The 25,249-nt window shown below is 27.4% G+C and carries 17 protein-coding genes, 7 tRNA genes and 1 pseudogene; 4 read left to right on the top strand and 21 right to left on the bottom strand.

The window, feature by feature from the left end:
* The 17 genes and pseudogenes from rpoC to ileS form a co-directional block, all read right to left on the bottom strand.
* Positions 1-4,221, bottom strand: a pseudogene (gene rpoC, locus K645_RS00900) (DNA-directed RNA polymerase subunit beta'); the annotation flags it as partial.
* 41 nt (positions 4,222-4,262) lie between these two features.
* Positions 4,263-8,072 (bottom strand): DNA-directed RNA polymerase subunit beta, encoded by a 3,810-nt coding sequence (gene rpoB, locus K645_RS00895; protein ID WP_022564999.1) that lies wholly within the window; start codon positions 8,070-8,072, stop codon positions 4,263-4,265.
* 42 nt (positions 8,073-8,114) lie between these two features.
* Entirely contained in the window at positions 8,115-8,489 is a 375-nt protein-coding gene (gene rplL / locus K645_RS00890) for a 50S ribosomal protein L7/L12 (RefSeq protein ID WP_022564998.1), read from the bottom strand.
* Positions 8,490-8,522: 33 nt separating this feature from the next.
* Positions 8,523-9,071, bottom strand: coding sequence for a 50S ribosomal protein L10 (gene rplJ / locus K645_RS00885; protein ID WP_022564997.1), 549 nt, complete (start codon positions 9,069-9,071; stop codon positions 8,523-8,525).
* Positions 9,068-9,772, bottom strand: coding sequence for a 50S ribosomal protein L1 (rplA, locus tag K645_RS00880; protein WP_022564996.1), 705 nt, complete (start codon positions 9,770-9,772; stop codon positions 9,068-9,070). Before rplA ends, rplJ begins: the two co-directional genes overlap by 4 nt.
* A gap of 17 nt (positions 9,773-9,789) precedes the next feature.
* Complete coding sequence (rplK, locus tag K645_RS00875; protein ID WP_022564995.1) at positions 9,790-10,221, bottom strand: 50S ribosomal protein L11; 432 nt, start codon at positions 10,219-10,221, stop codon at positions 9,790-9,792.
* A 16-nt stretch (positions 10,222-10,237) separates the two neighbouring features.
* Entirely contained in the window at positions 10,238-10,792 is a 555-nt protein-coding gene (nusG, locus tag K645_RS00870) for a transcription termination/antitermination protein NusG (protein ID WP_022564994.1), read from the bottom strand.
* 14 nt (positions 10,793-10,806) lie between these two features.
* Positions 10,807-10,992, bottom strand: coding sequence for a preprotein translocase subunit SecE (gene secE / locus K645_RS00865; RefSeq protein ID WP_041936061.1), 186 nt, complete (start codon positions 10,990-10,992; stop codon positions 10,807-10,809).
* 27 nt (positions 10,993-11,019) lie between these two features.
* A tRNA-Trp gene (locus K645_RS00860) sits at positions 11,020-11,092 on the bottom strand.
* Between the two features lie 19 nt (positions 11,093-11,111).
* The gene (tuf, locus tag K645_RS00855; protein ID WP_022564992.1) at positions 11,112-12,299 is read right to left on the bottom strand and encodes an elongation factor Tu; all 1,188 of its coding nucleotides are present in this window, start codon (positions 12,297-12,299) and stop codon (positions 11,112-11,114) included.
* 31 nt (positions 12,300-12,330) lie between these two features.
* Positions 12,331-12,402: transfer RNA gene (locus K645_RS00850), tRNA-Thr, on the bottom strand.
* A 21-nt stretch (positions 12,403-12,423) separates the two neighbouring features.
* Positions 12,424-12,496, bottom strand: a tRNA-Gly gene (locus K645_RS00845).
* Positions 12,497-12,507: 11 nt separating this feature from the next.
* Positions 12,508-12,591 (bottom strand) — tRNA-Tyr (locus K645_RS00840).
* 7 nt (positions 12,592-12,598) lie between these two features.
* Positions 12,599-12,672 (bottom strand) — tRNA-Thr (locus K645_RS00835).
* Between the two features lie 84 nt (positions 12,673-12,756).
* A complete protein-coding gene (locus K645_RS00830) occupies positions 12,757-13,407 on the bottom strand; it encodes a lipoprotein signal peptidase (protein WP_022564991.1) in 651 nt (216 codons plus the stop codon).
* 10 nt (positions 13,408-13,417) lie between these two features.
* A complete protein-coding gene (locus K645_RS00825; RefSeq protein ID WP_022564990.1) occupies positions 13,418-13,822 on the bottom strand; it encodes a TraR/DksA C4-type zinc finger protein in 405 nt (134 codons plus the stop codon).
* Between the two features lie 20 nt (positions 13,823-13,842).
* Positions 13,843-17,334 (bottom strand): isoleucine--tRNA ligase, encoded by a 3,492-nt coding sequence (ileS, locus tag K645_RS00820; protein WP_041935989.1) that lies wholly within the window; start codon positions 17,332-17,334, stop codon positions 13,843-13,845.
* Between the two features lie 58 nt (positions 17,335-17,392).
* Here ileS and mutS point away from each other — a divergent pair, with 58 nt between their 5' ends.
* From mutS to K645_RS00805, 3 genes are all read left to right on the top strand, one after another.
* Positions 17,393-19,975, top strand: coding sequence for a DNA mismatch repair protein MutS (gene mutS, locus K645_RS00815; protein WP_022564988.1), 2,583 nt, complete (start codon positions 17,393-17,395; stop codon positions 19,973-19,975).
* A gap of 42 nt (positions 19,976-20,017) precedes the next feature.
* Positions 20,018-20,090, top strand: a tRNA-Gly gene (locus K645_RS00810).
* 8 nt (positions 20,091-20,098) lie between these two features.
* Positions 20,099-20,183 (top strand) — tRNA-Leu (locus tag K645_RS00805).
* A 6-nt stretch (positions 20,184-20,189) separates the two neighbouring features.
* On the opposite strand, the gene guaB is transcribed toward K645_RS00805, so the two are convergent.
* A complete protein-coding gene (gene guaB / locus K645_RS00800) occupies positions 20,190-21,656 on the bottom strand; it encodes an IMP dehydrogenase (RefSeq protein ID WP_022564987.1) in 1,467 nt (488 codons plus the stop codon).
* A gap of 198 nt (positions 21,657-21,854) precedes the next feature.
* Between guaB and K645_RS00795 the strand changes: the two genes are divergently transcribed.
* Positions 21,855-22,151, top strand: a complete 297-nt coding sequence (locus K645_RS00795) for a hypothetical protein (RefSeq protein WP_022564986.1) — start codon at positions 21,855-21,857, stop codon at positions 22,149-22,151.
* A 71-nt stretch (positions 22,152-22,222) separates the two neighbouring features.
* On the opposite strand, the gene rplS is transcribed toward K645_RS00795, so the two are convergent.
* Genes rplS through K645_RS00780 form a run of 3 tightly spaced genes read right to left on the bottom strand, consistent with a single transcriptional unit; the run spans position 22,223 to position 25,238 of the window.
* A complete protein-coding gene (gene rplS, locus K645_RS00790; protein ID WP_022564985.1) occupies positions 22,223-22,567 on the bottom strand; it encodes a 50S ribosomal protein L19 in 345 nt (114 codons plus the stop codon).
* A 15-nt stretch (positions 22,568-22,582) separates the two neighbouring features.
* Entirely contained in the window at positions 22,583-23,971 is a 1,389-nt protein-coding gene (gene glmM / locus K645_RS00785) for a phosphoglucosamine mutase (RefSeq protein ID WP_022564984.1), read from the bottom strand.
* A gap of 55 nt (positions 23,972-24,026) precedes the next feature.
* The gene (locus K645_RS00780) at positions 24,027-25,238 is read right to left on the bottom strand and encodes an ABC transporter permease (protein ID WP_022564983.1); all 1,212 of its coding nucleotides are present in this window, start codon (positions 25,236-25,238) and stop codon (positions 24,027-24,029) included.
* Positions 25,239-25,249: the final 11 nt, after the last annotated feature.

The following is a 25,249-nucleotide window of genomic DNA, read 5'->3' as shown; positions in this document are numbered from 1 at the left end:
TTATATTATATCTGGATAAAGATCTTCATATTCTTTTAATCCAGTTCCTGCAGGGATTTTGTGTCCCACAATTACATTTTCTTTCAATCCGTGTAAATAATCAATCTTACTACTTATAGCTGCTTCACTTAGAACTTTTGTTGTTTCTTGAAATGAAGCTGCAGATATAAAAGATTTAGTTTGTAACGCAGCTCTCGTTATTCCTTGTAATATGGGTCTTGCTGTAGCAGGAATTGCATTTCTGGTTTTGATTAATTTTTTATTTTTATATTTTAGAACTGCATTTTCGTTTCTAAAATCTCTGTAATTAATAATATCTCCCTTTTTAAAAATATCAGAATCTCCAGAATTCTCAACTACTTTCATCTGAGATATTCTATCATTTTCTTCTATAAAATCATCTTTATATTCTATATTCCCTTCCAAAAATTTTGTATCTCCCACATCTATCACTTCTACCTTTCTCATCATTTGTAATACAATAACTTCAAAATGTTTATCATTAATTTTTACGCCTTGTAAACGATATACTTCTTGTATTTCTTTTATTAAATATTCTTGCACAGCCCTAGGTCCTCTTATATTTAAAATGTCATTAGGAGTTACTGCTCCATCTGACAAAGGCATACCTGCTTTGACATAATCATTTTCTTGCACAAGTATTTGATTAGATAGTTTGACAAGATATTTTCTGATTTCTCCTGTTTTGGATTCTACGAGAATCTCTCTATTTCCTCTTTTTATTTTTCCATGACTAACTATTCCATCCATTTCTGAAACCACAGCTGGATTAGAAGGATTACGTGCTTCAAATAATTCAGATAAACGAGGCAATCCACCTGTAATATCTCCTGATTTCGCTGTTCTTCTTGGTACTTTTACTAATATTTTTCCTATATCTATTTTTTCTCCATCTTCTACCATTAAATGAGCACCAACCGGAAGATTATATACTTTTAATTCTTCATTTTTTTCATTAATAATTTTTAATGTTGGTATTAAATTTTTATTTCTAACTTCTGTTATTACTTTTTCTTGAAATCCAGTTTGTTCATCTATTTCTATTTGAAACGTCACACCTTGTTCTAAATGTTGATAATATATTATTCCAGAAAATTCTGCAATAATAACTGCATTATATAAATCCCATTTACAAATAGTATCTCCCGTTTTCAACTGATCTCCATGTTTTACATATAAATAGGCCCCATAAGGAATATTATTTACCATTAAAACGGATGATTTTTTGGAATCAAAAAGTTTCATTTCTGTAGACCTAGAAACGACGATTCCCACTTGATCAGAATTCTGTTTTGTTTGAACAATTTTTAAATCTTCAAATTCTATAATTCCATTATATTTTGCTTTTATTTGTGAAGATTCCGTAATATTTCCTGCTGTTCCTCCAACATGAAAAGTCCGTAAAGTCAGCTGAGTGCCTGGTTCTCCAATTGATTGTGCAGCAATAACCCCTACTGCTTCTCCTTTTTTAACAATTTCTCCTGTTGATAAATTACGACCGTAACATTTAGAACAAATTCCCATTTTAGCTTCACAAGTTAGAGGAGATCTCACTTCTACTATTTCAATTCCAGACTTATCAATAATTTCTGCTATTTTCTCATCAATCATCTCCCCTGAAGAAATTATCAATTGATTCTCTTTATCATAAATATCATTTAAAGATATACGTCCTAAAATTCTATCAAATAAAGTTTCTACAATTTCCTCATTTTTTTTTAATGCAGAAATTTCTAGTCCACGCAAAGTTTTGCAATTTTCTATTTTAATAATTACATCTTGAGCGGCATCTACTAAACGTCTTGTAAGATATCCAGCATCTGCAGTTTTTAATGCAGTATCTGCTAATCCTTTTCTAGCTCCATGGGTAGATATAAAATATTCTAAAATAGAAAGTCCTTCTCTAAAGTTCGATAAAATAGGATTTTCAATAATTTCGCCTCCAGAAGATCCAGTTTTTTGAGGTTTGGCCATTAAACCACGCATCCCTGAAAGCTGACGTATTTGTTCTTTAGAACCTCTAGCTCCAGAATCTAACATCATATATACTGGATTAAATCCTTGTCTATCTTCACGCATATATTTCATTACTTTTTCTGTAAGCATAGCGTTAGTATTTGTCCATATATCAATTACTTGATTATAACGTTCATTATTCGTAATCAATCCCATGTTATAATTGATCTTTACATTATCTACTTGTTTTATTGCATGATAAACCATATCTTTTTTATTATCAGGTATAATAATATCGCCTAATCCAAAAGATAAACCACCTTTAAATGCGTTATAAAATCCTAATTCTTTAATATCATCTAAAAAATTAGCAGTAGTAGGGACATCTGTAAAATGTAATATTTTCCCTATAATTTCTCTTAGGGATTTTTTTGTGAGAGATTCATTAATAAACCCTACTTTTTTAGGTACTACTTGATTAAATAATACTCTACCTACAGTAGTTTCTATTATTCTACTAACAAACCCTTCTTTATCACGAAGATTAACTTTTACTTTAATTAAAGCATGTAAGTCTACTACGCCTTGATTATATGCTATTTCAACTTCTTCTGAGGAATAAAAAATAAGTCCTTCTCCTTTTACTTTTATTTTTGAATTTGATAATAAAGGTTTAGTCATATAATATAATCCTAATACCATATCTTGAGAAGGAACTGTAATAGGAGATCCGTTAGCAGGATTTAATATATTTTGAGAAGCTAACATCAAAAGTTGAGCTTCTAATATAGCACCATGAGATAATGGTAAATGAACAGCCATTTGATCTCCATCAAAATCTGCATTAAAAGCAGCACAAACCAAAGGATGTAATTGAATTGCTTTCCCTTCTATCAATTTAGGTTGGAAAGCTTGAATTCCTAATCTATGTAATGTAGGTGCCCTATTTAATAATACAGGATGTCCTTTTAAAACATTTTCTAAAATATCCCATATCATGGGATCTCTTTTATCAATAATTTTCTTAGAAGATTTTACTGTTTTTACTATCCCTCTCTCAATTAATTTTCGTATAATAAAAGGTTTATAAAGTTCTGCAGCCATATCTTTAGGTAATCCACATTCATGTAATTTTAAATGTGGACCTACTACAATAACAGATCGTGCGGAATAATCGACTCTCTTTCCAAGAAGATTTTGTCTAAAACGACCTTGTTTTCCTTTTAATGCATCAGATAAAGATTTTAAAGGACGATTTGCTTCTGATTTTACGGCAGAAACTTTTCTTGAATTATCAAAAAGAGAATCTACTGCTTCTTGAAGCATTCTTTTTTCATTTCGTAAAATGACTTCAGGTGCTTTAATTTCTATAAGCCTTTTTAAACGATTATTTCTTATAAGGACACGACGATATAAATCAGTCATATCAGATGCGGCATAACGTCCTCCATCTAAAGGAACTAAAGGACGTAATTCTGGAGGAATAACAGCTAACACATGAATAATCATCCCAAGATGGATCTCCTCCATTTTTTTTCCTTCTTTAAAAGATTCAATGACCTGTAAACGTTTTAATGCTTCAGCACGTCTTTGTTTAGAAGTTTCATTCTGAACTTGATTTCTTAATTCCATAGATAACAGATCCAAATCTGTTCTATTTAAAAGATCCTCTATGCATTCTGCCCCCATTTTAGCGATAAATTTATTTGGATCAGAATCTTCTAGTTGTTGATTTCCTTTTGGAAGCTTATTTAAAGTTTGCAAATATTCTTCTTCAGTAAGAAAATCTCCTTTATGAAAAGAAGATCCATCAAAACGTAACCCTAATCCTCCTTGAATAACAACATATCGTTCATAATAAATAATCATTTCAAGTTTTTTTGACGGTAAACCCAGTAAATACCCAATTTTATTGGGTGAAGACCTAAAACACCAGATATGAACAACAGGAACTACAAGGCTTATATGTCCCATACGTTCTCTTCTCACTTTTTTTTCAGTAACTTCAACTCCACATCTATCACAAACAATTCCTTTATAACGAATTCTTTTGTATTTGCCACAAGCACATTCATAATCTTTTACTGGACCAAAAATTCGTTCACAAAAGAGTCCATCTCTTTCCGGTTTATGAGTACGATAATTGATTGTTTCTGGTTTTAACACTTCTCCATTAGATTCTTTTAATATAACTTCTGGAGAAGCTAATCGAATAGTTATTTTATTAAATCTATTACTTTTTTTTTATTCATTTTTATATAAAAAAAATATGAAACTACAAAAGTTTATTCTTCTAAACGGATATCTAATCCTAACCCTTTTAATTCATAACAAAGAACATTAAAAGATTCTGGATTATTAGGTTCAGGCATTGGTTCTCCTTTTACGATAGACTCATAAGTTTTGGCCCTACCAACAACATCATCTGATTTAACAGTTAAAATCTCACGTAAAAGATTGGAAGCACCAAAAGCTTCCAAAGCCCAAACCTCCATTTCACCGAAACGTTGCCCCCCAAATTGAGCTTTTCCTCCTAGAGGTTGTTGCGTAATTAAAGAATAAGGTCCTATTGAACGTGCATGCATTTTATCATCTACCATATGACCTAACTTTAACATATATATTACTCCTACAGTAGCAGGTTGGTCAAACCTTTCCCCTGTTCCTCCATCAAATAAATAAGTGGTCCCAAAACGAGGAATTTTCGCTTTGTCTGTATATTCGCAAATTTCTTCTATAGTTGCCCCATCAAATATAGGTGTTGAAAATTTCATATTTAATTTATACCCGGCCCATCCTAATACCGTTTCATATATTTGTCCTATGTTCATTCTGGAAGGGACACCTAAAGGATTTAAAACAATATCTACAGGGCTTCCATCTTCTAAAAATGGCATATCTTCTTCTCTTAAAATTCTAGCCACAACTCCTTTATTTCCATGTCGTCCCGCCATCTTATCTCCTACTTTTAACTTTCTTTTTTTAGCAATATATACTTTCGCCATTTTAACAATTCCTGAAGGCAATTCATCTCCAACAGTGATTGAAAATTTTTTATGTTTAAAAGCACTATTTAAATCGCTTATTGTTATTTTGTAATTATGTAAAATTTCTGATATCAAACTATTAACTTGAATATCATCAGTCCAATCACTAGAATAAATTTCTACATAATTTTGTATATTATTTAGTATTTTTGTAGTGAATTTAACTCCTTTTTTTACAATTTCCTGTTTTTGATCATTAAAAATTGAATTATGACATAATCTTCCATTTAAAATAGACTGCAACTTTTTGACCAATAAATTTTTAACATTTAAAAATTTTTTTTCATATTCTTTTTCCAAACGTACTATTTTTATCTTATCTTGAGCTCTAGATGTTTTATCTTTTATACTTCTAGTAAAAAGCTTTGTATCTATCACAACTCCAAATAATGATGGTTCAGCTCTTAAAGAAGCATCTTTTACATTTCCTGCTTTATCTCCGAAAATAGCTCTTAATAATTTTTCTTCTGGTGTTGGATCAGATTCTCCTTTAGGGGTTATTTTTCCAATAAGAATATCACCAGGTTTGACTTCTGCTCCCACTCTTACTATTCCATTTTCATCTAAATCTTTAGTCGCCTCTTCACTCACATTAGGAATATCATTAGTTAATTCTTCCATACCCAATTTCGTATCACGAACATCTAAAGAATATTCATCTATATGTATAGAAGTAAACCAATCCTCACTTACTACTTTTTCGGATATCAAAACAGCATCTTCAAAATTATATCCGTTACACGGAATAAAAGCTGCTTTTAAATTTTTTCCTAAAGCTAATTCTCCATTTTCTGTAGCATAACCTTCACATAAAATTTGTCCTTTAACTACTTTCATCCCTCTTTTGACAATAGGTTTTAAGGTTATACATGTATTTTGATTCGTTTTTCTAAATTTAACTAAATTATAAACTTGAACTACAGGATCAAAACTCACTAAATTTTCTTTATCTGTTCTTTCATAACGAACAATAATTCGATTAGCATCAACATATTCTACAAATCCATTTTTTTTTGCATTAATTAATATACGAGAATCTCTTGCTACTTGTTCTTCTAATCCAGTTCCTACAATGGGAGCATCAGGTTTTAATAATGGAACGGCTTGACGCATCATATTAGATCCCATTAAAGCTCTATTTGCATCATCATGTTCTAAAAAAGGAATTAAAGAGGCAGATATAGAAGCTATTTGATTCGGAGCCACATCTATATAATCTACTTGACTAGATTTAACAATAGGAAAATCTCCATCTTCACGGGATATAATTCTATCGGATAAAAAATTTCCATATTTATCAATAGCATTAGCTTGTGCTATAATTCTTCCTTCTTCCTCTTCTGCACTTAAATATTTTACTTCAGATTTTAAATCTACTTTTTGATTGTATACAATTCGATAAGGGGTTTCAACAAATCCCATATTATTTATTTTCGCAAACACAGAAAGAGAAGATATTAATCCTATATTAGGTCCTTCTGGAGTTTCTATAGGACACAATCTACCATAATGAGAATAATTTACATCTCTTACTTCAAAACCTGCTCTTTCTCTAGATAAACCACCAGGACCTAATGCTGAAAGTCTTCTCTTATGAGTAATTTCAGATAAAGGATTGGTTTGATCCATAAATTGAGATAATTGATTCGTTCCAAAAAAAGTATTTATTACGGATGACAAAGTCTTGGCATTAATAAGATCTACCGGCATAAAAACTTCATTATCACGAACATTCATTCTTTCTCGTATAGTTCTGGCCATTCTAGCTAAACCAATACTAAACTGAGTATAAAGTTGTTCTCCTACTGTTCTTACTCGTCTATTAGATAAATGATCAATATCATCCACTTCTCTTTTTGAATTGAATAAAGCATTCAAATGTTCTATTATTGCAATAATATCTTCTTTAGTTAAAACTAAATAATCAGGATCTATATTTAAACCAAGACGTTTATTTAAACGATATCTTCCCACAGGACCTAAACTATATCTCGCATCAGAAAAAAAAAGTTTATCTATAACTCCTCTAGCAGTTTCTTCATCTGGAGGTTCAGTATTTCTTAGCTGTCTATAAATATATTCTACTGCTTCTTTTTCAGAATTTGTAGGATCTTTATGTAAAGTGTTATAAATAATAGAATAATCTTTTTTTCTCTCTCCTTCTTTATGTAGTAAAACTGTTTTGATTTCATGATTTACTAAAAGATCAATGTGTTCTTCTTTTAAAAGAATATCTCTTTCTATAAGAATTTCATTTTTTTCCACAGATAAAACTTCTCCTGTATCTTCATCGACAAAATCCTCATGCCAAATTTTCAATACTCTAGCTGCTAAGGTTCTATTTATAATATTTTTATCGTTTCCTTTTATTTCTATTTCTTCAGATAAATCAAATATTTCCAATATATCTTTATCTCTTTCATATCCTATCGCACGTAATAAAGTTGTCATAGGTAATTTTTTCTTTCTATCAATATATGCATACATAACATTATTAATATCTGTCGCAAACTCTATCCATGATCCTTTAAATGGAATAATTCTAGCAGAATAAAGTTTAGTTCCGTTAGCATGATGAGATTGACCAAAAAAAACCCCGGGAGAACGATGTAACTGAGATACAATTACTCTTTCTGATCCATTAAAAATAAAAGATCCAGATGGAGTCATATAAGGACATGTACCTAAATAAACATCTTGATATACAGTTTCAAAATCTTCATGTTCCGGATCCGTACAATATAATTTTAATTTAGCCTTTAAAGGCACACTATAAGTTAAACCTCTTTCTATACATTCTTCTATTGAATATCTAGGAGAATCTATTGAATAACCTTTAAATTCTAAAACAAAAGAATTTCTAGCATCAGAAATAGGAAAATTTTCTGTAAAAGCTTTGAATAATCCTTCATTTTTTCTATCTTCCGGTTTTGCATCTAACTGAAAAAACTCTTTAAATGATTTCATTTGAATATCCAAAAAATCAGGATATTCCACTTGTTTTGCTACTGAAGCAAAAGTGATTCTTTTTTTTTCTATATTCACCAATTTTAATTTAATGGATAATTTAAAAAAAATGTAAAATATTCTCTATTTTAATTCGACTTCGGCTCCTATTTCTTCAAATCTATTTTTAAAATCTTCTGCTTCTTTTTTATTAACAGATTCTTTAAGAAGACTAGGAATATTATCTACTAAATCTTTAGATTCCTTAAGACCTTTTCCAGTAATTTCTTTAACTAATTTTACTACAGATAATTTAGAATTTCCAGACGATTTTAAAATTATATTAAAAAAGTTTTTTTCTTCTTTTTCATATGTTTTTTCTTTTTGAGACGAAGTATTCTCCATTTTTACTGAAGTAGTTTCTGGTTTTATTCCATATTCTTTCTTTAAGAAAATGGCTAATTCATTAACTTGTTTTACAGTTAAATTAACTAATTGTTCTGCTAGCTTTTCTATCATTTTGTTATTTATTTTTTTAATATTTATAAAACTTTATATTTTCATTTTGTTTTTTTTGTTAGATAAAGATTTTAAAATTTCACATATTTTATATTTTGTTGCATTCAAGAAAGATGAAATAATGTTATTTATTGAAAATTTGAGTATATTTATAATTTCAGCAATGATATCTTCCTTAGATTTAAGATATAATAAGATATTTAAATCTTCGTTCCCCCCAAAATAAAAATATTCTTGTGCATAAGCCCCTTTTAAATAAGGTTTATCAACTTGTTCCTTTATATGAAAATTTTTTATAATTTTAGAAGCAATATTTGCAACATTTAAATTTGAAAATAATACAGTTGTATTTCCATTTAAAATAGAAAAAAAAGAATCAAATTTTTTATTTTCTATTATAGCTTTTTTTAGTAAAGTGTTTTTCACCACTTTCATCGTAATACCATGTTTATGAAAATTTTTTCTAAGAACAGATATTTGATTAGAATTTAAATCAAATATATCAATTAAATATATTGTTTTATTGTTATTTAATATAGATATTAATTCCAACAATTTTTTTTCTTTATCTTTTTTATTCATTTCTTCATAAAACTTTTTAAATCTAACGGAAAACTATAACCCATTGTACTAGATAAATAAACACTTTTTATATAAGACCCTTTAGATGTAGAAGGTTTATTTCGAATAATTGTTTTCATAAATTCTTTGATATTATCTAATAAATATTGATCTGAAAATGAAACTCTTCCGACAGAAGAATGAACAATTCCATAACGATCAGCTTTAAAAGTGATTTTTCCAGATTTAATTTCTTTTACAGATTTTTCTGGATTCATGGAAACTGTTTCCATTTTAGGATTGGGCATTAATCCCTTAGGCCCCAATATTTTACCTATGTCCACCAATAAACTCATAATAGGAGGAGTAGCAATAATAACATCAACATTTGTCCATCCAGATTTAATTTTTTCAATATAATTTAATCCAACATAATCAGCTCCTGCCTTTTTAACTTCTAATTCTTTATCTTTAGGGACTAAAGCTAAAATACAAACATTTTTACCTGTTCCATGAGGCAATGAAACTGTACCTCTTACCATTTGATTTGGAAAACGAAGATCTATACCAAGATGGACAGAAATGTCAATAGATGCATCAAATTTTACGAAATTTGTTTTTTTTATAAAAAGAATTCTTTCTTTTAAAGAAGACGTTTTACTAGAAATTTGACTAATTTTATCTAATGCTTTCTTTTTATTTTTAGTTAATTTTTTTGACATATTATAAATGAAATATTTTAATTATCAATTATTTCTATTCCCATAGATCTAGCAGTACCCGAAACCATGGATATAGCAGATTCAATCGAAAAACAATTAAAATCTTCCATTTTATTTTTTGCAATTATTTTAACTTCATTTAAATCTATTTTTCCTATTTTAGAACGATTAGATTCTTTGGATCCTTTTTCTTTTTTTAAAATATTCAACAATTGAACAGAAATCGGAGGTTTTTTTATTGAAAAAGAAAAAGATTTATCTTCATATACAGTTATTCTAACAGGACATATTTCTCCCATTTTATTTTGAGTAAGAGAATTGTATTGTTTACAAAATTCCATAATGTTCACTCCAGAACTCCCTAAAATGGGACCTATAGGAGGAGCTGGACTTGCTTTTCCTCCATAAATTTTCTGTATTTTTATCCTTTTTATCACTTTTTTTATCATTTCAGTTTTAAATTTTCTAAATTTTTTCTATTTGTGTAAAGTTTAATTCTAATGGAGTTTTCCTTCCAAAAATCAAAACGGATAATTCTAATTTCCTCTTTTCTTCATTTATTTTTTCAATTGTTCCATTGAATCCTGTGAAAGGGCCATCTATTACTTTAATTGTTTCTCCGACTACAAAAGGAATACTAATATTTTCATTATTTTCAGATAGTTGATCTATTTTTCCCAACATTTTATTAACTTCTTCTTTTCTCATAGGAATAGGGACAGCAGAAGCTCCTTTTCCTTCACTTAAAAAATTTATAACACCTGGAACATTTTTGATGGCATGTGCAGCTTCTCCTTCTAAATTCGCTTCAACCATGACATATCCAGGATAATGAACTTTTTCTCTATGAATTTTTTTTCCTTTCCTCATTTGAATAACTTTTTCAATAGGGACCAATACTTTTCCTATATATTCTTGAAATCCATTATCTCTAATTTCATTCTCAATATATGATTTTACCTTGTTTTCTTGTCCACTCATGGTTTTTAGTACATACCATTTTCTTTCCAAATCACTCATTTATATATTAGTTTTTATAAAGAAAATAATTTTTTAATCAAAAAAATGAAAAAACCATCTACTCCATACAAAAATACAGATAGAAATATGGAAAAAAAACATACAATCATTGTTGTAATTTGTAAATCATCCCATTTAGGCCATGTAATACAATGAAAAAACTCATTATAAATTTCTAAAAAAAAATTATTTTTTTTCATGTCCATATTATGATTGAATAATCAATGCACGGACGGTAAGGATCGAACTTACGACCTTCGGTTTTGGAGACCGATGCTCTACCAACTGAGCTACATCCGTTTAAAATTAAATTGGATTATTAATCCATTATATGAATAACTTGTCCCGCTCCTACTGTTTTTCCTCCTTCACGAATAGCAAAACGTAAATTTTCACTTAATGCTATAGGTTGATGCAATTCAACTTCCATAGAAATATTATCTCCAGGCATAACCATTTCTATTCCATCTGGTAAATGAATTTCACCTGTTACATCTGTTGTTCTTAAATAAAATTGAGGACGATATTTATTATGAAAAGGGGTATGTCTTCCTCCTTCTTCTTTTCTAAGAATATACACTTCTGCTTTAAATTTTTTATGAGGCTTTACAGATCCAGGTTTTCCAATGACCATTCCTCTTTTAATATCTTTTTTTTCTATTCCACGTAATAATAAACCTACATTATCGCCTGCTTGACCTTTATCTAATATTTTTCTAAACATTTCAACTCCTGTTACTGTAGATGATAATTTATTTTCTCCCATTCCAATTATATCAACGATATCACCTGTATTAATAATTCCACTTTCAATACGACCTGTTGCAACTGTTCCTCTTCCTGTTATGGTAAAAACATCTTCTACAGGCATTAAAAATGGTTTATCCATTTCACGAATAGGTTCAGGAATATAATCGTCTAATACTTTCATCAAATCTTTTATTTTATCTACCCATTTTTTTTCTCCATTTAAAGCCCCTAAAGCTGATCCTTGTATAATAGGGATATTTTCTCCATCATATTCATACTTAGAAAGCAATTCTCGAATTTCCATTTCTACTAGTTCTAATAATTCTGGATCATCGACTTGATCTATTTTATTCATAAACACCACAATTTTCGGAACTCCTACTTGACGAGATAATAAGATATGTTCTCTAGTTTGAGGCATAGGTCCATCTGTTGCAGCTACAACTAAGATCCCTCCATCCATTTGAGCCGCTCCTGTAATCATATTTTTTACATAATCTGCATGTCCAGGACAATCTACATGTGCATAATGTCTTTTCTCTGTTTCATATTCTACATGAGATGTATTGATCGTAATCCCCCTTGCTTTTTCTTCAGGAGCATTGTCTATTGCATCAAAACTTTTTTCCTCTGCTAATCCCACTTCTGATAAAACCTTTGTAATTGCAGCAGTTAAAGTTGTTTTTCCATGGTCTACATGACCTGTGGTTCCTATATTTACGTGCGGTTTGTCTCGTTTAAATTTTTCTTTTGCCATGATAAAATTATTAAAATATTGAGCTTTAAAAAGCCAACGGCGGGAATTGAACCCGTGACCTCTTCCTTACCAAGGAAGTGCTCTACCCCTGAGCTACATTGGCCTATCATATTCATATTCATAGAGCGGAAGACGGGATTCGAACCCGCGACATTCAACTTGGAAGGCTGATGCTCTACCAACTGAGCTACTTCCGCTATATATGATATGGGGAGAGCAGGATTCGAACCTGCGAAGGCAAAGCCAACAGATTTACAGTCTGTCCTCGTTAACCAAACTTGAGTATCTCCCCAAAAAAAAGCCGATGGAGGGATTCGAACCCACGACCCCGAGATTACAAATCACGTGCTCTGACCAACTGAGCTACACCGGCTATTCAAATTTTATTCGTACTAATGAAAATCAGGACAATACAAATCTATAGAGATTTTTATAATTCTCAAAAAAATAATAGATATTATAAAATTTTTACATTTTTAATTTTATGTTTAAATATAAATAATGAAAACACACCAATAGATATCGCTACATCGGATAAATTAAAAATAGGTTTAAAAAATTGAAAATTATAACCTCCAAAAAATGGAATCCAATGAGGAATATAAGTATCTATTATAGGAAAATAAAACATATCTACAACACATCCCTCCATAAAAGAGGCATATCCCCCTTTTTTTTCAAAAAAATTAGAGTTTATTTTAGATACTCCAAGATAAGGAATCCATTTTTGGTATTCTTTGCTATAAACTGTTCCTGTTTCAAATAACAATCCATATAAAGCACTATCTAAAAAATTTCCCATAGCTCCTGATAAAATTAAACTAATAGGAATCGTAAAATATTTAGAAGATCCTTTTTTTATATTTTTGTAAAGAAAAATAGAAATGAAAAAAATCAAAAAAAATCGTAAAATACTCAATAATATTTTTCCATAATATCCTACCCCAAAATTTATACCATAAGCCATTCCTGGATTTTCAACAAAAAAAATACGAAAAAAAGAAAACATGTCAATTCCGCCTCCTAATTTAAAATGAGTTTTAATATAAATTTTTAAAACTTGATCTATTAATAAAATCGATAAAATAATTAAAAAGAATTTTTTCAATTAAAAAAATTTAATTTATTAGCTTTTTTCTATATTCTATTAGTCTTTTTCCTTCAATACTTAAAGTTGTATGAGGGACTGCCAGAAGACGTTCTTTAGGGATTAATTTTTTGGTAATACGACAAATTCCATAATCTTTATTTTCAACTCTAATTAAGGCCGCATTTAAACTATTTATAAATTTTTGTAAATGTTCTAAAATTTGTGCATTTTGTTCCTTACTTAAAGTTTCTGACCCTTCATCAAAAGCTTTAAAAGTAAAATAAGTATCATCTGTTCCATTATTTTGATTATCAGAAAAAGATTCTTTAAAAATTGATAAATTTTTTTTTGCTTTTTTCAATTTTTCAAGTATAAGTTTACGAAATTCTTTTCTTTCTTCCATAGAATACCTTTTTTTTACTTCTTCTTTCATCTCATTTTTTTTTATATTTTTTATACTTTTTGAATCTGCATATGTAATATAAATTTTTCTCCAAAATAGATTTTTTCTTCCTTTTCTTCTTCTTCATATTCTGTCACATTTTCTTGTAAAAAAATATTCACAGAAAGAGTTTCTTTACAAAGAAGATCCTTATGCTTTTGCAAAAGAATTTGTATTTTATTTTGAAATTTTTGATTTTCTTTTACACTTATATATACAATTATTTTTTCAATTACATTATATTTTCTGTCTTTTCTTAATTTTTGTATATATCTGATTAATTCTCTCACAATCCCTTCTTCCCAAAGAGAATTCGTAATTCGTAAATCTAATGCAATCGTAAATTTAGGATCAAATAAAACGGACCAATCTTTAATATATTCAGTAATTATTTTAACATCTTCTATAGAAAGAGTAATTTTCTTTTTTTTGATAAAAAAAACACATTTTTTATTTTTTTCTATTTCTCTAATTTTTTCTTGACTAAATTCTTTTATAATTTTAGATATTTCTTGGGTTTTATTTCCAAATTTAGGTCCCATAGATTGATAATTAGGTTTGATATGTTTTATCAATTCAAGATTTTGATAAGAAGAAGGAAATTCTATTTCTTTTACATTAGCTTCTTGAAAGATAATTTCAATTTCAGATGATTGTTCTAATTGAATACGCATTTTCTTATCAGGAACAAGAATAAGTAATTTTTGTAAAGGCTGACGAATTTTGATTTTATTCTTTTTTCTTACAGAAAAAACCATAGAAATTATTTTTTGAATCCAAAACATTCTATGTTCTAATTCTTTTTGAATACAATTAGAATCATAAATAGGAAAACTTGTAAAATGAACGCTTTTGTAATTTTCCTTTTTCGTAATAGAATTTAAATCCACATATAATTTTTCTGAAAAAAATGGAGCAATAGGAGAGATTAATTTAGCTACAACAATTAAACATTTATAAAGAATTTGATATGCAGATATTTTATTTTTTGTATACTTTTCTTTCCAAAATCTTCTCCTAGATAATCTAACATACCAATTACTTAATTGATTTAAAACAAAAGAATAAATTAAACGTGCAGCTTTAGTTGGATTATAGTCCGCATAATAATTATCTGTTTTTTGAATAAGACTATTTAATTCAGAAAGTATCCAAAAATCTAATGCTGTATAAGAACTTGTACATTCTTTTTCTTTATAAAAAAAACCATCAATATTAGCATATAAAGCAAAAAAAGAATAGATATTATATAATGTTCCAAAAAATTTGTTTATAACAGTATGAATATCATTTACATTAAATTTTAAATTATCCCAAGGTTCAGAATGAAACACAATATACCAACGTATAGCATCAGGTCCATAATTGTTTATTAAATCAAAAGGATTTATAGTGTTTCCTTTACTTTTTGACATTTTATGGCCATTTTTATCCAAAACCAATCCTGTTGCTACAACATTTTTATACGCGACAGAATCAAATAACAAACAACTAATAGTATGTAAAGTAAAAAACCATCCTCTTGTTTGATCTATCCCTTCCGAAATAAAATCAGCAGGAAATAACAAATTTTTATCTATATATTCCTTATTTTCAAATGGGTAATGAAACTGAGCATATGGCATTGCTCCAGAATCAAACCATACATCAACTAAATCAAATTCTCTTTTCATAGGCTCTCCTTTAGAAGAAACCAATATGATTTTATCCAAAACATGTTTATGCAGATCTATTTTTTCATAATTATTGTCATTCATATCATCTAATGTAAATCCTTCAAATACATTATGTGACATCAAACCATACTTAATCGATTTTTGAATTTCTATAAACAATTCTTTAACTGATCCTATTACAATTTCCTCATCTCCTTTTTCTGTTCTCCAAATGGGAAGAGGGGTTCCCCAATATCTAGAACGTGAAAGATTCCAATCTTTTATATTTCTTAGCCAAGAAGAAAAACGTTTTTTTCCTATAAAATTAGGATACCATTGAATTTTTTCATTCAAACGAATCATTTTATCTTTTATTTCCGTAGTTTTTATAAACCATGAATTTAATAGATAATAAAGTATTGGTTTTTCTGTCCTCCAACAATGTGGATAAAAATGAATATGTTTTTCTGTTCTAAATATTTTTTGTTCTTTTTCTAAAATAAGAATTATTTCTTGATCTACTGAAAAAAAATTTTTTGTATCAGTGTTAAATTCATTTTTAACATATTTTTCTGATAATCCATAAGGAAAATTTTTTATAAACTTTCCTTGAAAATCGACTAAAGGAACAGGTATATTTTTATCATTTAAAACCAACATTGGAGGGATATTGTATTTTTTAGCTATTACAAAATCATCCATCCCAAATGTGGGAGAAATATGAACAATTCCTGTTCCCTCATTGACATTTACAAAATCTCCTGTTATGACTTGAAACGCCTTATCTTCGTTATAATAAGGTTTAAACCAAGGTAATAATTGTTCATACTTACTAAATATCAATTCTTTCCCTTTAAATTTTCCTATTATTAAATAAGGAATTTTAAGTTTTTTTTTGATATTTATTTTATTATCATTATCATGATAAGCATCATAAGCATCTAACTCAATCTTATTTGAAACAGAATAGAACTGATTTGATAACAATATTTTATGAACTAATTTTTCAGAAAAAATAATGTTCTCTTTCAAAAAAGTATATCTATTATAGGTTTGAATTAATACATAATCTATCTTGGAACCAAGAGCTAATGCTGTATTTGAAGGAATAGTCCAAGGAGCTGTTGTCCATGATATAAAATATATATCTCCTGAAATTTTTCTAAATTTTTCAGGTAAAGTACTTTTAATTGCCTTAAATTTCAAAAATGGAGATAATTGTTTGACTTCTTTGTAGGTTCCAGGCATATTCAATTCATGATAACTTAATCCTGTTCCTGCAGCAGGAGAATAAGGTTGAATTTCGAAACCTTTATAAATAAGATTTTTGTTATACAATTTTTTGATCAACCACCAAACACTTTCTATATACTTTGTATTGTATGTGATAAACGAATTCTTTAAATCGATAAAATATCCTATTTTTTCTGTAAAATATTCCCACTCCTTTAATGATTGATTAACAAAATTTTTACAAAAATTATTATATTTTTTTACACTAATTTTTTTTCCTATATCATTTTTAGTTATCCCCATATTCTTTTCCACATTCAATTCTACTGGAAGTCCATGTGCATCCCAACCAGCTTTTATAAAGATTTTTTTACCTTTAAGTACGTGATATCTACAAAAAATATCTTTTATGGTTCTAGTTAGAATATGATGAATCCCTGGATTCCCATTTAAAGATGGAGGCCCTTCATATAAAATATATGAAATGGTATTTTTTTTATGATTATGAAAATTATAATTATTTTGAAAAATCTTATGTTTTTTCCAATATTGAGATATTTCTATGGTTATCTTACAAAGATTCAATTTTTTATATTCTTTGAATATTCTTGACATACTTAACATAAGTCTATAATAATAAATTAACAGTCTTCTATTTTAATATATTTTTGATATGAATAAAAACGAAACTTTTTGTTGTAAAAAAAAAGAAGTTACTCCATTAATCAAGCAATATAATGATATAAAAACTAAATATCCAAATACAATTTTATTATTTCAAGTTGGAGATTTTTATGAAACTTTTGGAGAAGATGCCATTAAATGCTCTCAAACATTAAACATTATTTTAACCAAACGATCTAACCTAGATTTAGCCGGTTTTCCTCATCATTCTTTAAACACTTACTTGCCAAAATTGATACGTTCAGGATTCCGTGTCGCTATTTGTGATCAATTAGAAGAACCAAAAAAAGGAAGAAATATTGTAAAAAGAGGAGTGACAGAACTTGTAACTCCAGGAATCACTGTAAATGAAAATATCATACATCCCAAATCAAATAATTTTTTGGCTTCTATTCATGTCGAAAAAAAAAATAAAAATTTTGGGTTAAGCTTTTTAGATGTATCCACTGGAGAATTTTTTGTAACAGAAGATACAAAAGATAACATTTTACAATATTTAAAACATTATAATCCTAGTGAAATTCTTTTTCAAAGAAAAGAAAAAAAATTTTTAGATCAATTATTAAAAGGAAAATACTATACTTTTTTGATGGAAGATTGGATCTTTGATTATTCATTTGCGTATGAAAAATTAACATCACATTTTAAAATTAATTCCTTAAAAGGATTTGGAATTAATGATTTAAAATTAGGAATTATTTCCTGTGGAGTGATTTTATCCTATTTACATCATACATTACATTTTGATATAAAACATGTTTCTAATATACGAAGAATAAAAAAAGAAGAACATATGTGGATAGATGATTTCACTTTCAGAAACTTAGAAATATTTACTCCTTTGAATAAAGAAGGAGTTTCTTTAATAAATATATTAGACCATACTATAACTCCTATGGGAGGAAGATTATTAAAAAATTGGATTCTTTTTCCCTTGAAAAATATATTTCATATCAAAAAACGACATCAAATCGTACAAGAATTATGTACTAACAGTACAATACGTTTGTTTGTAGAAACAAAACTTAAAAAAGTTTATGATATAGAAAGAATAATTTCTAAAATAGCTATTGGAAAAATTTCCCCACGGGAAATGTATACGTTATATAAATCTTTGGTTTCTATAAAAAAAATACAAAAAAAATTTTTAAATCAAAAATCTAAAATTTTTATAAGTATTGGAAATTCTTTCTCCAATTGTGACTTTATATGTGAAAAAATTTCTAATACAATACAAGAAAATCCTCCCTATCAAATTGAAAAAGGAAAAGGAAATGTTATAATTAAAGGATTTTCTAAGGAATTAGACGAAATCCGTATGATGTACTTTTCTCAAAAAGAATATTTAGAAAAACTTTGTTCAATAGAGCAATTAAAAACAGGAATTAATAATTTAAAAATTGGATTTAACAATATTTTTGGATATTTTTTTGAAGTTAAAATTTCTAAAAAAAAAAAGTCCCATCTCATTGGATACAAAAACAAACATACAAATTCTATTCGATATATTACTGAAGAATTAAAAAATTACGAATTAAAAATTTTTAATGCAGAACAAAAAATATTTTCATTGGAAAAAGAAATATTTAATAACCTAATCAATAAAATATTAAATAAAATAAAAATTTTACAAAAAAACGCAAAAACAATTGCAAAACTAGATGTGCTATGCTCTTTTTCTAGTTTATCGTTAATAAATAATTATATAAAACCAAAAATAAATGATTCTTTAAAAATATCAATAATAAAAGGACGACATCCAGTTATTGAAAGACAATTTATAGACAAAGCCACTTACATTCCTAATGATATTATTTTAAATAAATCCAATCAACAAATTTTAATTATTACAGGACCAAACATGTCCGGAAAATCTGCCATTTTGCGTCAAACCGCTATCATTATATTAATGGCTCATATTGGAAGTTTTGTTCCTGCTCAACAGGCAGAAATAGGATTAATAGATAAAATATTTAGTAGAGTTGGAGCTTCCGATAATATCTCTTTAGGAGAATCTACTTTTATGGTAGAAATGAATGAAACAGCAAACATATTAAATAACCTTTCAAAAAGAAGTTTTCTTATATTAGACGAAATAGGAAGAGGGACCAGTACTTATGATGGGATTTCAATAGCAAAATCTATCATAGAATTTTTACATGAAAAAAATTTTCGTCCTATAACCTTATTTGCGACACATTATCATGAATTAAATGAAATGTGTTTTTTTTTCAAAAGAATAAAAAATTATCATATATCTGTAAAAAAAACAAATGATAACATTATTTTTATGCGAAAACTAATAGCTGGAGGAAGCGAACATAGTTTTGGTATTTATGTAGCTAAAATATCAGGTATTCCTATAGAAATTATTGAAAGAGCAAAGAAAATATTAAATACATTAAAATCAAAAAAATCAAAAATAAATAAAACAGAGATAAACAAAAAAAAGGCTTTTTATTTACTTAAAAAAATAATTTTATCCTTAAAAACAATAAAAAATATCGAATCTTTATCATTGCAAGACGCTACTATTAAAATTCATGAAATTAAAAATTTGTTAGATTGTTAAAATTTACTATATTGTTATTGAAATTATTCATTAAAAATCAACGCGAGAATAGCTCAGTTGGTAGAGCACGATCTTGCCAAGGTCGGGGCCGCGGGTTCAAATCCCGTTTCTCGCTTTTTAAGCACCCGGATGGTGGAATAGGTAGACACACAGGACTTAAAATCCTGTGATCATTGTGATCGTACGGGTTCAAATCCCGTTCCGGGTATTTTTTTTATTTACTATAATTAAAATAATTAGGTGACTCTTTAGTAATGTTTACACTGTGCGGATGATTTTCTTTTAATCCTGAATTTGTAATTCTTACAAATTTTCCCGTTTTCATAAGTTCAATAACACTGGAAACTCCACAATATCCCATTCCGGAACGTAATCCGCCACAAATCTGATAAATTACATCTTTCATTTTACCTTTATAAGGAACTATAGCCTCTATTCCTTCCGGTACTGATTTTTCATTAAACTGAAAATAACGATCTTTACTTCCTCTTTTCATAGCTATTAAGGATCCCATTCCAACATAAGTTTTAAATTTTCTCCCTTGAAAAATGACCTCCTCTCCTGGAGCTTCGTCTGTCCCTGCAAATAAACTTCCAATCATAACAGAACTAGCTCCAGCAGCAATGGCTTTGACGACATCGCCTGAATATCTAATTCCTCCATCAGAAATAACACTAACATTTCTTTTTTTAGCATATTCATATACATCATTAATAGCTGTTATTTGGGGCATCCCTACTCCAGCTATAACCCTAGTTGTACAAATAGAACCAGACCCAATTCCTACTTTTAAAACAGTAGAACCGGCTTCTATTAAATCTTTAGCCCCCTCCCTAGTTACTACATTTCCTGTCAACAATGTTATTTTTGGAAAAGAATTTCTAATTAATTTTATTGTGTCTAATATTCTAGAAGAATGACCATGCGCTGAATCTATAGCTATAATATCAACACCTACTCTAACTAAAGATTCTACTCTTTCTAAAGTTTTTTGATCTATTCCAACAGCCGCACCTATACGTAATCGTCCTCTAGAATCTTTGCAAGCATTAGGATATTCAATCAAATTATCAATATCTCTAATTGTAATTAATCCTACTAATTTGTTACAATCATCCACAATAGGCAATTTTTCAATTCTTTCTTTTAATAAAATATTTTTAGCTTTTTCCAGAGTTATTTTTTTTTTAGATGTAATTAAATTCTCTTTTGTCATTACTTCTTCAACTAAAGAATCTAAATCTGTACGATATTTTATATCTCTTCTAGTAATAATTCCAACTAATGAATGATCTTTTTCTATAACAGGTAATCCAGATATTTTGAATTTTCCCATAAGATATTGAGCATATTTTAATGTTGAATCTCTCGAAAGTGTTATAGGATCATCGATCATTCCACTCTCACTTCTTTTTACTTTATAAACTTCTTCTGATTGATTTTTTATATTCATATTTTTATGAATAATACCTATTCCTCCTTCTCTAGCTATAGATATAGCTAAAGAAGATTCCGTCACTGTATCCATAGCAGCACTTAATATGGGGATATTCATAGTAATATCAGTTGTTAGATAAGTTTTCAGAGAAACTTCTGATGGAAGAATTGAAGAAAAAGAAGGAACAAGTAATACATCATCAAAAGTAAGAGCTTCTTTTAAAATCTTTTTGTTTAAAGACATAAATTTTTATTTTAAAATATATAATTTTGTTTGTTATAGTTGAATAACTAACATAATATTCTTATTTTCAAACTAAAAAGAGAATTATAATTTAGTTATACTCTATTTTTAAAAAAATACAAATAATGATATATTTTTTCATTCCAAATTTTTATATAAATTTGCCCAGAATATGTAATAACTGAAACACTATCGATTATGATGAAAAAATTAAGAATTACAGTCACTACGATCTTGTTAGCAATATTTTTATTTACTATTAGTTGCAACAACAAAAATAAAAATGAAAGTAACTCTACTACAACAGAAGAGGAAAAAACGGCTAATAACAATGAAAATCAAACAGATTCCACTAACACAAACACATCTCCTACAACTAGTGAGGAATCCTCAAAAAACAATAATGAGGAAAACAATAACAACAACAATACATCATCTGAAAAATCTGAAAAAGAAAAAGTAACAACTGAGGAAAACGATAAAAATAATAAATAAAATTTTAAAAGTAAAGTAAAGCAGAAAGAAGCGAAAAAAGAATACAAATACATGTGCTCTTTTTTCGCTTTTCAACTTTTTACTCTTGCTTTTTTTCCTTTTAGATTTCTAAAATAATAAATTTTAGATCTTCTAACTTTTCCTTTTTTGTGAATTTCTATTTTTCGTATATTAGGTTGATTGAAAATAAATATGCGTTCTATTCCTATACCTGAACTTATTTTACGAATAGTAAATGTTTTAGTTAATCCTTTTCCTTGTTTTTTGATAACTACTCCTTTAAAAGATTGAATTCTTTTTTTTTCTCCTTCTTTAATTTCAAAAAAAACAGTAATGGTGTCTCCTGAATGAAAACATGTAAAATGATTTTTATATAAGAATTTATCTTCTACATATTTTATAATATTATGAAACATAATAAGTTAATTTAATCATAATTTTTTGATTTCATATATGATGTTTTTCGATAAAAAATCAGCTCTTTTCCTTGAAACACTTTCTGTGTGTATTCTAATAATATTTTCTGTATTTGATTTTCTTATATGTATCCACTCATTATGTTTCAGATAAATTTTGATTCCATCATTAAAATCTATTTCTTTTTTTTTATACTTTTTTGTTATTGTTTTTAATAACATTTTAACTTTTTCATGAGAAGAAAATCGAATTTTTTTTTTCGACATAAAATAATTAGAATATCTTTTTTTTAATTTAGATAATGAAATATTATCTAATTTAGCTATTTGAGTTAAAAATAATGCAATTCCAATTAACGCATCTCTTCCATAACGGAAATCAGGATAAATAATTCCTCCATTTCCTTCCCCTCCAATAACAGCATGAATTTTTTTCATTTTTTTTACAACATGTGTTTCTCCAACAGGAGAAAAATAATGAGGGACTCCTTTTTTAATGGAAAGATCTTTTAATGCATGAGAAGATGATAGAGTGGAAACAACAGGACCCAATTGATTTTCCAAAACATAATCTGCTATTGATACTAAAGTATATTCTTCTCCAAAAAAATCTCCGTTTTCACATATAAATACTACACGATCTACATCAGGATCTACAGAAATTCCTAAATTTGCTTTTATGTCCGGTACTTTTTTACAGATTTCTTTTAAGTTTTTTTCGATGGGTTCTGGATTATGAACAAAATCACCATGAGGCTCACAATACATTTTAATAACATGAACTCCTAAATGTTTTAATAAAATAGGAACTGCTATTCCTCCTGTAGAATTGATTCCATCTACTACAATTTTTAGTTTAGCTTTTTGAATAATGTTTTTATCTATAATAGGTAATGAAAGAATCTTTTCTATATGTTTTTGAATATAATTTTCCTTATAAAAAAGATTTCCTAATTTTTTATAGGAAGAAAAACTAAAACATTTTCTTTCTGATAAAGAAAACAGTTTTTCAAAATCTTTTTCAGATAAAAATTCTCCATAAGAATTAAATATTTTTAATCCATTCCAATTTTTAGGATTATGACTTGCCGTTAACATTACACCTCCATCAGCTTTTTCATTCATAACGGCTATTCCAATAGTAGGAGTTGTAGATAAACCGATGTTGATTACATCTACTCCAAGACTTTGAAAAGTAATTATTAAAAATCGTTGAAATAAAACAGAAGAAATTCTACCATCTCTGCCTAATATTATAATAAATTTTTTCTTATTCTTATATTTTTTTTTCATCCAGGAAACATATCCTGCTGAAAATTGAATTATATCTATGGGAGTAAGACTATTTCCAACTTGTCCTCCTAATGTCCCCCTTATTCCAGATGAAGATTTTACAAGTGTCAAAAAATAATTGAATTTTTCTTATCAAAAACAAAAATACAAAATTAAATTTTTTGATTTATTCAAATTCTATAACTTTTATGGGATATATTTTATTAATAAAAAATAAAGAAGGGAAAAATACCGTTATAAAACAAATAAAAATAATAGATAAATTGATAATGATAATATGGGATATATTGATAGAAATGGGGACAAAATCAATGAAATATTGCATTTTATTTAATGATATTAAATGAAATTTTTTTTGTATTGTTGATAAAATAATTCCTATGCTGTTTCCTATTATTAACGAAGGCGTTAACACTTGTATAATATAATATAAAAATATTTTATGTATAACTTTATTTTTAGCTCCTAAAGTTTTCAAAATTCCTATGGTTCTGATTCTTTCTAAAAGAAGCATTAAAATAAATACAACTGTATTAATAGTCACGGAAGTAAAAATAATAAGAATAATAATAATAATATTTACGTCAAATATATTTATCCATTTTATAATATCACGACTATTTTGAATAGTTTTTATTGAAAATTCTTTAGGTATTTTATTAAAAATTTTTTTCTTTACATTTTCATAGGATACAAAAATTTCAAATTTTTCTACTAAATCTTTTTTCCATCCGTAAATTTTTTGAATAGATTCTATATTTCCAATAATATATACATCGTCAAATTCTGGAATTCCTGTTTCATATAAACCATAAATTTTAAATTTTTTAGAAATAATAACAGGATTTCCTTTTTTATCAAAAGATAAAAAACCAATTTTCACATTGGATCCAATATTTAATCCTAATGATAAGGATATTTTTTTAGATAAAAAAATATTATGATTATACAAAAAATTTTTTTTAAAAAAATTTTTTCTAAAAAAGAAATATTGAAAAAAAACAGGATTATAATCTTCATATAATCCTTTAAATATGTACCTATCTGTTTTTTTATTTGTAGAAATAATCACATCATTTTCGGCAATTCCATGAATTTGTTTAACTAAATTAGATTGAAAAAATTTTTTTTTCTTATAGAAAAGTAAGAATCCTTTTTTTTTAAATTCTCTTTCTGCAAAAAAAATTTGTCCTCTAACATTTAATAGTTTATCTTTTATAATTTCCTTAAATCCAAACCCAATAGAAAAAGTCAAAATAGCTATAATTAAGCTAAAAATTATTGTTGTTTGCGTTATGATTACTATTGTACGGAGAGTTTTATTTTTTCTACAATCTTCCCAAATTGTTTTTTGGGAAAAAAACCATTCAAAATTCAATTTTATTTTTT

It is taken from the genome of Blattabacterium sp. (Nauphoeta cinerea) (assembly GCF_000471965.1).
Taxonomy (GTDB): Bacteria; Bacteroidota; Bacteroidia; order Flavobacteriales; family Blattabacteriaceae; genus Blattabacterium.
Note: the sequence above shows the minus strand (reverse complement) of the source record. Positions and strands in the feature narration are given on the sequence as shown.

Excerpts from the sequence above, each read along its gene's own strand:
- rplL (WP_022564998.1), bottom strand. The coding sequence starts at position 8,489 with ATGATAGAAAAGCTAGCAGAACAATTAGTTAATTTAACTGTAAAACAA.
- rplJ (WP_022564997.1), bottom strand. The coding sequence starts at position 9,071 with ATGAATAAAAAAGATAAAGAAAAAAAATTGTTGGAATTAATATCTATA.
- rplA (WP_022564996.1), bottom strand. The coding sequence starts at position 9,772 with ATGTCAAAAAAATTAACTAAAAATAAAAAGAAAGCATTAGATAAAATT.
- rplK (WP_022564995.1), bottom strand. The coding sequence starts at position 10,221 with ATGATAAAAAAAGTGATAAAAAGGATAAAAATACAGAAAATTTATGGA.
- nusG (WP_022564994.1), bottom strand. The coding sequence starts at position 10,792 with ATGAGTGATTTGGAAAGAAAATGGTATGTACTAAAAACCATGAGTGGA.
- secE (WP_041936061.1), bottom strand. The coding sequence starts at position 10,992 with ATGAAAAAAAATAATTTTTTTTTAGAAATTTATAATGAGTTTTTTCAT.
- tuf (WP_022564992.1), bottom strand. The coding sequence starts at position 12,299 with ATGGCAAAAGAAAAATTTAAACGAGACAAACCGCACGTAAATATAGGA.
- K645_RS00825 (WP_022564990.1), bottom strand. The coding sequence starts at position 13,822 with ATGAAAGAAGAAGTAAAAAAAAGGTATTCTATGGAAGAAAGAAAAGAA.
- ileS (WP_041935989.1), bottom strand. The coding sequence starts at position 17,334 with ATGTCAAGAATATTCAAAGAATATAAAAAATTGAATCTTTGTAAGATA.
- mutS (WP_022564988.1), top strand. The coding sequence starts at position 17,393 with ATGAATAAAAACGAAACTTTTTGTTGTAAAAAAAAAGAAGTTACTCCA.
- guaB (WP_022564987.1), bottom strand. The coding sequence starts at position 21,656 with ATGTCTTTAAACAAAAAGATTTTAAAAGAAGCTCTTACTTTTGATGAT.
- K645_RS00795 (WP_022564986.1), top strand. The coding sequence starts at position 21,855 with ATGATGAAAAAATTAAGAATTACAGTCACTACGATCTTGTTAGCAATA.
- rplS (WP_022564985.1), bottom strand. The coding sequence starts at position 22,567 with ATGTTTCATAATATTATAAAATATGTAGAAGATAAATTCTTATATAAA.